Origin of the sequence: Streptomyces atratus, from assembly GCF_014648655.1 — a bacterium.
In the GTDB taxonomy this organism is placed as follows: Bacteria; Actinomycetota; Actinomycetes; order Streptomycetales; family Streptomycetaceae; genus Streptomyces; species Streptomyces atratus.
In genome coordinates this window covers 1-11,042 of sequence record NZ_BMRN01000098.1, presented here as the reverse complement: position 1 = coordinate 11,042, position 11,042 = coordinate 1, and the positions used below count along the sequence as shown (strand labels likewise).

Genomic DNA, 11,042 nt, shown 5'->3' with positions numbered 1-11,042 from the left:
CGTCGGTGTGAACGTTGGTGCTGAGGTGCTCTGATTGTTTCTGTGCGGCTGGCAGGGGATGGTTCAGCTTGGGCATGGGGTGTGGGGTGGCTGGTCGGGTAGGTATACCGAGCGTTCCTGTGCGGTGAGATCGCGGCCGACTGCGCGGCATATTTTGCTGATCGCTGTGGTGGGGGTGGGTAGGGCTACGGCCCACATGCGTACGGTCTTGTCTGCGCTGGCGGTGGCCAGGGTGTGCCCGTCCGGGCTGAAGGCCACGGAGAGGACTGTGTCGGTGTGTCCGGAGAGCGTGGCCAGGGTGATGCCCGTGTCGGTGTCCCACAGCCGCACTGTGCGGTCGTCGTTACCGGCGGTGGCCAGGATGCGGCCGTCGGGGCTGAAGGCCACGGAGAAGACGGGGGCGGTGTGTCCGGGCAGGCTTTTGCGGAGGTGGCCGGTGGCCGGGTCCCACAGCCGGACCGTGCTGTCGAGGCTGGCGGTGGCCAGGGTGTGCCCGTCCGGGCTGAAGGCCAGCGAGTCCACGCCGTCGGTGTGTCCGGGCAGGCTTTTGCGGAGGTGGCCGGTGGCCGGGTCCCACAGCCGAACCGTGCTGTCCTGGCCACCAGTGGCCAGGGTGTGCCCGTTCGGACTGAACGCCAGTGAGCCCATGCCATCGGTGGGTTCGGACAGTTTCCTGTGGAGGCGGCCGGTGCCGGCGTCCCACAACTGCACTCCACGCTCCATGCCACGGGTGGCCAGGGTGCGCCCGTCCGGGCTGAACTCTGCCCTGAACGCATCCTTGGTGTCACCGGAAAGCCCTGCGCGGAGACGGCCGGTGTCCGCGTCCCACATCTCTGCCCCGCGGTCGCTGCTGAGGGTGACCAGGGTGCGCCCGTCCGGGCTGAACACAGCCGAGATCACTTCGTTCAGGCGTCCGGAGAGGCGCTTGCGGATGTGGTTGGTGGCCGTATCCCACAAATCCACCCCGCGCCCATCGCTCGCGGTGGCGAGGGTGCGCCCGTCCGGGCTGAACGCCACCGAGAACACCGTTTTGAGAGGGCTGGAGAGAACAACTCGGGTCTGGCTGGCGGTCATGTCCCACAGCCGCACGGCCCGGTCCTCGCCGCCGGTGGCCAGGGTGCGCCCGTCCGGGCTGAACGCCACCGCGAAGATGAAGTTGACGTGGCCGGGGAGCGTGGCCAAAGTGCCGCCGGTGGCCGTGTCCCACAGCCGCACCGCACGGTCAAGGCCGCCGGTGGCCAGGGTGCGCCCGTCCGGGCTGAACGCCACCGACATCGTTGCATTGGCTCGTTCGCCAAGGCTCCTACGAAGGCGCCCCGTGCCCGTCTCCCACAGTCGTACGGCGTGGTCTTCGCCGCCGGTGGCCAGGGTGCGCCCGTCTGGGCTGAACGCCACCGCCCTCGTCCCGTGGGCTCCTTCCCCAAGACTTTTGCGCAGGCGGCCGGTGTCCGCGTCCCACAGCCCCACCACGCGCTCGTGACCGCTGGTGGCTGCCAGGGTGCGCCCGTCGGGACTGAATGCCACCAGCTCCGTCCCGTTGGTTCGTTCGCCAAGGCTCTTACGGAGACGCAGGGTGTCCGTATCCCACAGCTCCACCCCGCGCCCGGGCTGGGCGGTGGCCAGGGTGCGCCCGTCGGGACTGAACGCTACCGACATCGTCCCGTTGGTTTGTTTGCCCAGGCTGCTGCGGAGCTGGCCGGTGTCCGTGTCCCATAGCTGCACTGAAGGATCGCCGCTGCTGGCGGTGGCCAGGGTCCGTCCATCGGGGCTGAAAACCACGGAGAACACACGCCAAGTCAATCCGGGAAGACTTTTACGGAGACGGCCTGTGGTGGTGTCCCATAACCGCACCGTGCCGCCGTCGCCGGCGGTGGCCAGGGTGCGCCCGTCGGGACTGAACGCCACCGATACCAGAGCCCCGGGGTGGCCGGTGAGCCTGTGACGCAGAGGCACGCCGACAGCACCGTGAAGGCTCTCCAGGGCCTGGGACGTCGGGCTGGTGCGGTAGGCGTGGATGGCCAGGAGCGAGGCGAGATCGGAGTTTGTCCCTATGAGCGAGGCGGATTGCGCGGCGAGCTGCCGGGACAGGGCCACCTGTTGCGCGGTATTGGCAGCTTGCCGCTGCCGGTCACTGATCCGGCTCTGATTCCACGCGATCAGGCCCGCGGTGAGGGCGAGGACCAGGAAGACGGACAGGGTGGCACTGAGCGTGCGCAAGCGCCGGGTGGTACGCGCTGCGGCACGCTCCTCCTGTTCGCGCGCAGAAAGACCAGTAGTGAGGAAGGCCTGCTCCAGGTCGGTCAAGTCTGCGGGGCGGGAGCCGCTGAAGTGTTCCTGGGCAGCGGCGAGTCGGCTTCCTCGGTAGAGGGCGCCTGGGTCGCGGCCGAGTTCTTCCCAGGTTTGTGCTGCTTCGGTGAGTTTGCGGTGTACGCGTAGGTGTTCGCGGTCTGTTTCGATCCACCCGCGCAGTCGTGGCCAGGCGGTCAGCAGTGCTTCGTGGGCGAGTTCGACGGTGGTGTTGTCGAGGGTGAGCAGGCGTGCGCGGGTCAGAGCTTCCAGGACCGGGGTGTCTTCCTGCCCGTTGGAGGTCTGCAGTTCTTCGCGCTCGGCAGGCCGGCGGGTGTCGGGTGTTCCGTCGCCGGGGGCGACCAGGCGCAGCAGTATGCGGCGGGCTGCGGTTGCCTGGGGTTCGGTGAAGTGGCTGTAGATGTCCTCTGCGGTCTTGGCGATGGCGCCCTCCAGGCCGCCGGCTGCCTCATATCCGGCCATGGTCAACGCTTTGCCCCTACGTCTGCGCCAGGTCTCCAGCAGCACATGCGACAGCAGCGGCAGCCCGCCCGGCGCGTCGGAGACCTCCTGGACGAGCTGGGAGGTCAAGGCGCGCTCCACGGTCAAGCCACTGGCCGAGGCCGGCTTGACGATCACGTCGCGCAGTTCCGCCGCGCTCATCGGGCCGGCCAGCAGGTTGGCGTCACGCAACGCCTCGGCCAGGTCACGGTGCCCGGCACAGTGACCGTAGAAATCGGCGCGCACCGCGATGAGCACCCGTAATCGGCTCTCAGGCTCGCGGGCGCTCAGGAGCAGCTCGATGAACCGGGCGCGCTCGGCCGGATCCTGGCAGAGCGTGAAGACCTCTTCGAACTGGTCGACGATCACGAACGTGTCCTGGCAGCCGCTCCCGGACTTGGTGTTGCTGGGGGTGAGGAGAGAGGCGTGGGTACGCGCTGGATGCGGGCCCGGGGTAAGGATCCGGATCGCCGCCGGCCGCAGTCCCGCCTCCCGGGCGTGCTGCAGGGCGGGGACAAGGCCGGCGCGCAGCAGAGAGGACTTGCCGCTGCCGGACGGCCCGAACACCGCCGCGAACCGCCGATGACGCACGAGCTGCAGCAGATCATCGGTGAGCCTGTTCCGGCCGAAGAACCGGTCACTGTCACCGGCCTCGAACCGCACCAGACCCCGGTACGGCGGATCCACTTCCTCGCCGTCATCCCCCGTCCCCGAAGCGGCGGCCTCCTCCACCGCCTGCCTCCACCGCGCCTCCCACACCGCACCATCACCGCCGCACGCCACCGCATACGCCAAAACCACCGGCAACGTCGGCAACTGCTCACCCCCAGCCGCCTGCGACAACGTCGTGATCGAATAACCCGCCCGGTCCGCCAGCACCCGGTAGGTGATCCCACCTGCCTCCGTGCGCAGCTTGCGCAACTCGAACGCGAACTGTTGCACCGGCCCCGCCCCTGGATCCACCGGCACCTCACGACGACCCGCCACGACCCCACCCCTCCGGCCGCCTCATCAGCAGGCCAGCGGCCAACCTACGCACCCCCACCACCCCACGAAAGATCGCGCCCGGCCATTGTTTGGCCGCCGGAACACCACTGCCAAACAAACCCCCGGCCGGTGGAATGAACAACGTTCGGTGCTGCCAGATCAGCAACAACGGCACCGAGCGATTCACATCCACGCGGCGCTCCACCATTGCGGCAACGCAATTGAGGGCTCGCCGGTCCGAAAGCGGTGGCGTGTACGGGATCGTACGCCCGCCCAGACTCAAGGAGATGACCTGCCATGACTACAGAGACCGAGTACGAGGCTCCCGCACTGGTGGAGATCGGTGACTTCGCCGAGGTGACCATGGGGCTCCCCAACTGGGGTTTCGACTCCCGGTGGACGTGCCTGCGAGTCGGCTGCCACTGACCCGACCAGTAACACCGCTCTATCTGTGAGGAGGCCGTCAACGGCCTCCTCACAGATAGAGCACCACCCCTGATCATCAGGGCGGCCCACATTCGACGGCGGCCAGAACCGCCTTTCTCGACCTCTGCCGCACATCCGAGACAGAGCCATTTTCCGACCGCCGTCGAATGGTCCAGCACGTGCGCCCAGCCCAAGCCGCCTCGGTGGGTGAGCGGTCATGCAGTTCAACACCTTGAGTGTTGCGGAACTTTCCACGTCGGTCGAAGCCGATGACTGGTCGCCCGACTGCTGAGGGTGGAGCTGATCCGGTCGATCAAGGACACCTTCGGCGGCGCTGCGCGTGGGCTCCGCCCACCCTGGACAGCCCTGACAGCGGATCGGCTTTCAGTCTCCCTGGTCTTGGCGATAGGGAAACCGTCGTCCCCACCGCCGATTCCGTGATCTTCAAGCCGCGGGTTGCATGACCCTCGACACGCTGGAGTCGCCGAGAGGCGTACATACCACCCGACGTTCTGTTACGGAGAGATATGCGATTCGCGATTTTCGCCGACAGCCCAGCCGCGGCGGCGATAGCAGAACGCACCGCCCCCACGGCGGGCGGCCAGCTTCTGCGGCATGCCTCCGGCCGCCCCTGGATCGTGGGCCACTGGCAGCCGGCGGACGTCATCGCCACCAGCGCCGGCCGCCACCGCATCGCCTTGCTGGGCTGCACCCGCATCGACGCCCGCACGCTCCCCGACACGCTCGGCCGCGCTCGCAGCCTTCAGGAACTCGACGCTCTCGCCCGCACCCTGCCCGGCGCCGCACACCTGGTCGCCTCGGTCAACGGGCGGGTGCGGGCCCAGGGCACCGTCACCGGCGTCTGCCAGATCCACTACACGCAGGTGGACGGCACCACCATCGCTGCGGACCGGCCCGACCTGCTCGCCGCGATGACCGGCGCGGGCCTGCGCGAGGACCTGCTGGCCCGCCAACTGCTCGCCCCGTTGATTCCCTACCCGTTGGGAGAACGGCCCCTGTGGCAGGGCACCGAGAAGGTTCCCGGGAACTCATACCTGGAGCTGACACCTGACGATGCTCACCGCGTCGTCAGGTGGTGGACAGCGCCGGAGCCGGATCTGCCGCTCGTGCAAGGCGCCGAGCGTCTGCGGTCCGCGCTGCACGACGCGGTGGCCGCCCGTACCCACCTAGCGGACACGATCAGCGCCGACCTCTCCGGCGGGATGGACTCCACCAGTTTGTGCTTCCTCGCTGGTGACCGCGGCCCCGCCCGCCTGGTCACACATCTGTGGGGAGCCCGGGACAGCGCCAACGACGACCAGACCTGGGCGGAACAAGCCGCCGCGGCCCTGCCCGGTGCCGAGCATGTGGTGACCCATCCGGACGATCTGCCCCTGTGGTACGAGGACCTCATGACGCCGACGGAGGACGCGGAAGGCCCGTTCGCCTGGATCCGGACCCAGGCCCAGCAGCTTGCCCAGGTCCGGCAGGCCGTCGCACAAGGATCGTCACACCACTTGACCGGCCACGGCGGAGACGAACTGTTCGCCGCCCTGCCGACCTACCTCCACACCCTGGCCCGCACTTCCCCCCGCAGAGCCTGGCGACTGACCCGCTCCCATGCGGCGATGTTCCGCTGGAAGTCCGGCCCCACGCTGTGTGCTCTAGCCGACAACCGCTCCTACGGCACCTGGCTGGCCGCGGCAGTCGACGACCTTGCCGCACCTCCTCCCCGCAACTCCCGGCCGGATTTCGGCTGGGGCGTCAGCTTCCGGATGCCGGCCTGGGCCACGCCGGACGCGGTGGAAACCGTCCGCGGCATGCTCCGCGACGCCGCCCTCACCGAACCCCTCGCCCCCCAACGAGGCCAGCACCTCGCCCTGGAAATGGCCCAGGAATGCGGCAACACCATCCGCAGGGTCAGCCGGATGACCTCATCGCTGGGGGTGGCCTGGCACGCACCGTTCGTCGACGACCGCGTCGTGGAAGCGGCATTGTCGATCCGCCTCCTGGACCGGGCCGAGACCGCACAGTACAAACCACCGCTCGCCGCCGCTATGCGCGGCATCGTCCCGGACCGCATCCTGGGCCGCCCCACCAAGGCCGAGTTCAGCGCCGAGGCGTACGCAGGACTGCGACGCCACAAACACCACCTCGCCGAACTCTGCGACCACCTGCACCTGGCCGACAAAGGCCTGGTCGACCCCGACGCCTTCCGCGCCGGTCTGCTCGGCCTCCACCCCGGCTCACTGACGATGATCCCGCTGGACGCCACCTTGGCCTGCGAGTCCTGGCTGCGCTCCGTGACGACCACCGCCCCCTCACCCGCGCTGCCCGGAGGCCACCGATGAAGATCAGCCTCGCCCCTCACGTCACCGAAACCCGAACCGAGAACGGTGAGTCGGTCCTGCTGGACCGCCGCAACGGCCGCTACTGGCAGCTCAACGCCTCCGGAAGCGAGATCCTGTCACTCCTGCTCCGCGCCAGCGACATTGCTGAGGTAACCGCGGAACTGCGCAACCGGCACCCCAAGGCAGCCGACCGGATCCCCGGCGACGTCCAGGCCCTGCTGACGTCACTGCGCACCAGCCGCCTGGTGCAGTCATGAGCATGCCGATCGGCCTGCAGTCCGCCCGCAGCCGGCCATCCCTCCCCCACCGCATCGCCGCCCGGGCCGTCGTGCCCGTAGCCGGCTTGCTGATCCGCCTTTCCCCCCGCCGCCTGTCCCAGGTCTTGGCCTGGCTGCAATTTGGCGCACGCCCCGCCTCCCACGCCCAAGCACTTGCCGCACGCGACGCCGTAGTCGCTGTAAGCGTGCGCTGCGCCGGACAGGGCTGCCTGCAACGGTCCGTAGCCACCGCGGCCCTGTGCCGACTGAGGGGCGTGTGGCCCGACTGGTGCACCGGAGTACGCACCGAACCCTTCCGCGCCCACGCCTGGGTCGAAGCCGAGGGACAACCGGTGGGCGAGCCCGATGACACCCACCTATTCCTCCCCGTCATGACCGTGCCCGCACGCCGATGACCCCCACCCAACCGGCGCCCGCCCCAAGCCCAGGAGACGACACGCCATGACGACAACCACACCCCCGCTGCGCCTCGGTGTGCTCCTCGGCAGCGAACGGGCCCCCGGCCACACCTCCGCAGACGTCTTCGCCCGTACCCTGGCACTGGCCAAGGCGGCGGAAAACCTGGCGCTCGACGACCTCTGGGTGACCGAACATCACTTCCTCGACACCTCCGTCAACCCCTCCGCGCTGACCCTGGCCGCCTTCCTGCTCGGCCACACCCAACACCTGCGCGTCGGCACCGCAGTGACCCTCCTGCCCCTGCACCCACCCGTACACGTCGCCGAGCAAGCCGCCCTGCTCGACCATCTGTCCGGCGGCCGATTTGCCCTGGGCGTCGGCCGCGGCCAGCCGGCCGCGGAGTACGAGGTGATCGGCCGCGGCATCGAACACTGGCAGCACGGCCTGGGCGAGGCACTCGACATCGTCCACAACGCCTGGAACGGCACCGCGCAGTCTCAGACGAACCTCCACGCATTCCGCGAAGTACCCGTCGTCCCCGAACCACGCCCCGGAACCCGACCCCCCATCCACGTGGCCGCCAGCTCACCGGCCACCATCGAAACCGCAGCCACCCGCGGCCTGCCCCTCCTGCTCTTCTACGACAAGAACGCCGAGGCCAAAGCCGACATGGTGGCCCTGCACGCCAAACTGGCCGCCGCCGCCGGCCACCGCGCCGACGGCTACGAACACGCCTTCGCCCTCTACGCCCACGTCACCGACACCCCCGAACAGGCCCACGCCCTGATGCGGGCCCGCGCCCAACGCCTACTCGAAGGCGACCACCAACTCCAACTGCTGACCAGCAACGATCCCCCCAGCACCGATCCGGCCGTCGACGACGCCCTCATCGACGCCGTCACCGAACGCCTGCTCGTCACCCAACCCGTGGGCGACGCGGCAACCTGCGCACAACGACTGGCAGACCACATCACCATCTCCGGATGCACCACCGTCCTGTGTCACGTGGAGACCGACCCCAGTACGGCACTGCACAACCTGCGGCGCCTGGCCACCGACGTCTTCCCCGCCGTCCGCGCCCAGCTGAGCACCACCGCCGGAGCCCCCCAATGACCCACTCCCCGGCCCCACCGCTCTCGGTCCGGCAGACCTGGCGGGCCCTGTACAGCTACATCCGGCCCCACCGCGCGGCCATCGCAACCGGCGGACTCCTGACCCTGACCGGATCAGCCGCAGCCCTGGCCCAGCCGCTGGCGGCCAAAGCCCTCGTCGACGCCCTGGCCGCCGACCGCCCCTACACCACCGTGCTGATCACCCTGACCGCCCTCGTGATAACAGGCGCCGTGATTCAAGGAAGCGGCCAGTACCTTCTCGAACGCACCGCCGAGTCAGTGGTCCTCACCGCCCGCCAACGCCTCACCACCCGACTCCTACGCCTGCGCATCCCCGAAGCCGACCGGACCGAACCCGGCGACCTGCTCTCCCGCGTCACCTCCGACACCACCCTGCTGCGCCAGGTCTCCACTCACAGCCTGGTCTCCGGCTTCACCGGGGCAGCCACCCTCATCGCCGCCATTGTCCTGATGGGAGCACTCGACCTGGTCCTGCTCGGAGTCGCACTGGGCGTCATCGCCCTCAGCACCGCAGCAACGACAATGCTGATGCCGCAGATCGCCCGCGCCACCCACGCCGCCCAGGAATCGGTCGGATCGCTCGCCTCGACACTCGAACGCAGCCTCGGTGCCCTGCGGACGGTCAAGGCCTCAGGGGCCGAGGACCGCGAGACCACCGCAGTCCACGCCGCCGCCCACCGCGCCTGGACTCACGGGGCACAAGCCGCCCGCTGGCAAGCACTCGCCTCCTCCTCGACCGGACTCGCAATCCAGACCGCCTTCCTGGCGGTTCTGGGCACCGGCGGCGCACGGGTCGCCTCAGGGGCGATCGAACCCTCCACGCTCGTCGCTTTCCTACTGTTCCTGTTCTACCTGACCGCCCCGGTCGCCCAACTCATCGACGCGTTCACGCAATACCACACCGGATCCGCAGCGATCGCCCGCATCACCCAGGCCCAGCAGTTGGAGATCGAACCCGCACCGGACCCCGCCGCCCGCCGCCCGCACACCATCCCGCACCCAGCTCGCGTCACTTTCCAGGACGTTATCTTCGCCTACAGGGACGGACCACCCCAGGTCCACCGAGGGGTGTCCTTCACCGTCCCCGGCCCCGGGCTCACCGCACTCGTCGGCCCGTCCGGCGCCGGAAAGACCACAGTCTTCGCACTGATCGAACGGTTCTACAACCCCACCAGCGGCCGCATCCTCATCGACGGCAAAGACATCCGCCGCTGGCCCCTCGACCAACTGCGGGCAAGCATCGGTTATGTCGAACAAGACGCCCCCGTACTGGCTGGAACGCTCCGCGACAATCTCCTGCTCGCCGCCCCCCATACCCCCGACCACGCCATCCACCAGGCCCTGCGGCGCACCCACCTCGACACCCTCATCGACCGCCTCCCACAAGGCCTCGACACCCCCGTCGGCCACTGCGGAAGCCACCTGTCCGGCGGCGAACGCCAAAGGGTAGCCATCGCCCGAGCCCTCCTACGCCAACCACGACTGCTGCTCCTGGACGAGGCCACAGCACACCTAGACGCTGCCAACGAGGCCGTCCTCCGCGACATCATCGCCGAGGTGGCACGCCAAACCACGGTGCTGGTCATCGCACACCGCCTGTCCACGGTCACCATGGCCGACCACATCCTCGTCATGGAAGCCGGCCGGGTCCGGGCAGCAGGAACCCATCACGAACTGATCGCCTCCGACCCCCTCTACGCACGGCTGGCGGCCACCCAATTCCCTCACCACAGCGGGGCCGGACAGGATCACATTGCCCGCCCCGCTGCTCGTTCCCAGCTGCTCATCGACTGAGGCGGATGGGCGGCCGTTCAAACGAACACGAGTTCCAGGGCCGGACTGAACCGTCCTCAGCGCGAATGGAGCCAGACACCGCCGTACGCCACGATGGCGCCTCCGGCAGAAGTGGCTGCGCCGCGGATCAGGTAGAGGCCGGCCTCATTGCGCATCCGTCGTGCTCGTACCGCCCATCGGGATGTACTCGGGGGTTTCGGTGCCGGGGTCGGAGTCGTAGTCTCGTTCATGGACTTGAGCTTCTCCTTCGTCGGGAACGTTCGGTCTTCTACAGACGGCTCCCTGCCCACCAGGGGGCCGTCGCCGTTTCCGGTGACGGCACTGCCGTTTGTCCGCCTATTGAGACACCACTGCGTCCCGTGGGGCGGATGACGTCAACGAAAGCACTCCGAATAGCGCTCTGACCAGCGAAAACAGTGCTTTGGTAGAGATAGTTCTTCTGTGTTTTCGTGGGCCAAAGTGGGAGTTCTCGTGTTTTTGTCTGGGGTGGTTCTCGTTTCAGTGTCCAGGTGGGTGGATGCGGTTGAGTGGGCTGATGGGTGTTGTCTTGCAGGGTGTTCGGGGTGGTGGGTGAGGGTGTTGGAGCTGGACAGCGAGGTGAGGGCAGTTGGTCTGTGGTTGAGAATTGGTTGGTCAGCAAGCTGAAGGTTCCACCTGCCGAAGAACGACGTCCGTGGCGTCCTTGGGCACCGCACGCTGCGCCCAGAACCGGGCCCGGCTCGTGCGGGCCCTCTACGAGCGGCTGGATCGGCTCGCAGAACCGCTCCCGGCCGCCATATAGCGCCCAGGGGGAGCGGCCACAGATCCCAGGGCTTACACGCACTCCCGTGCGATGCGGCAGGCCCCGGAAAGCTAGGGGCCCCGGGCCGCGTATAGCCCCGGGGTCT

The 11,042-nt window shown here is 68.6% G+C and carries 7 protein-coding genes and 1 pseudogene; 7 read left to right on the top strand and 1 reads right to left on the bottom strand.

All coding sequences use genetic code 11. From position 1 onward, the window contains the following. Positions 1 to 63: 63 nt before the first annotated feature. On the bottom strand, positions 64 to 3,729 hold the full coding sequence (locus IEZ15_RS42470; protein WP_189282291.1) for an nSTAND1 domain-containing NTPase: 3,666 nt from the start codon (positions 3,727 to 3,729) through the stop codon (positions 64 to 66). Positions 3,730 to 4,071: 342 nt separating this feature from the next. Between IEZ15_RS42470 and IEZ15_RS42465 the strand changes: the two genes are divergently transcribed. The 7 genes and pseudogenes from IEZ15_RS42465 to IEZ15_RS46135 all read left to right on the top strand — a co-directional run. After that, positions 4,072 to 4,200 (top strand): keywimysin-related RiPP, encoded by a 129-nt coding sequence (locus IEZ15_RS42465; protein WP_189282290.1) that lies wholly within the window; start codon positions 4,072 to 4,074, stop codon positions 4,198 to 4,200. Positions 4,201 to 4,727: 527 nt separating this feature from the next. After that, positions 4,728 to 6,551 carry an asparagine synthase-related protein gene (locus IEZ15_RS42460; RefSeq protein WP_189282289.1) on the top strand — a complete coding sequence of 608 codons (1,824 nt, stop codon included), beginning with the start codon at positions 4,728 to 4,730 and terminating at the stop codon, positions 6,549 to 6,551. Then, positions 6,548 to 6,808, top strand: a complete 261-nt coding sequence (locus IEZ15_RS42455; RefSeq protein ID WP_189282288.1) for a lasso peptide biosynthesis PqqD family chaperone — start codon at positions 6,548 to 6,550, stop codon at positions 6,806 to 6,808. Before IEZ15_RS42460 ends, IEZ15_RS42455 begins: the two co-directional genes overlap by 4 nt. Next, positions 6,805 to 7,224, top strand: a complete 420-nt coding sequence (locus IEZ15_RS42450) for a lasso peptide biosynthesis B2 protein (RefSeq protein ID WP_189282287.1) — start codon at positions 6,805 to 6,807, stop codon at positions 7,222 to 7,224. The genes IEZ15_RS42455 and IEZ15_RS42450 overlap by 4 nt, the downstream gene beginning before the upstream one ends. A gap of 46 nt (positions 7,225 to 7,270) precedes the next feature. Next, positions 7,271 to 8,341, top strand: coding sequence for an LLM class flavin-dependent oxidoreductase (locus tag IEZ15_RS42445; RefSeq protein ID WP_189282286.1), 1,071 nt, complete (start codon positions 7,271 to 7,273; stop codon positions 8,339 to 8,341). Continuing rightward, on the top strand, positions 8,338 to 10,155 hold the full coding sequence (locus IEZ15_RS42440) for an ABC transporter ATP-binding protein (RefSeq protein ID WP_189282285.1): 1,818 nt from the start codon (positions 8,338 to 8,340) through the stop codon (positions 10,153 to 10,155). Before IEZ15_RS42445 ends, IEZ15_RS42440 begins: the two co-directional genes overlap by 4 nt. Before the next feature lie 661 nt (positions 10,156 to 10,816). After that, a pseudogene (locus IEZ15_RS46135) lies at positions 10,817 to 10,936 on the top strand (restriction endonuclease); the annotation flags it as partial. Positions 10,937 to 11,042 lie beyond the last annotated feature (106 nt).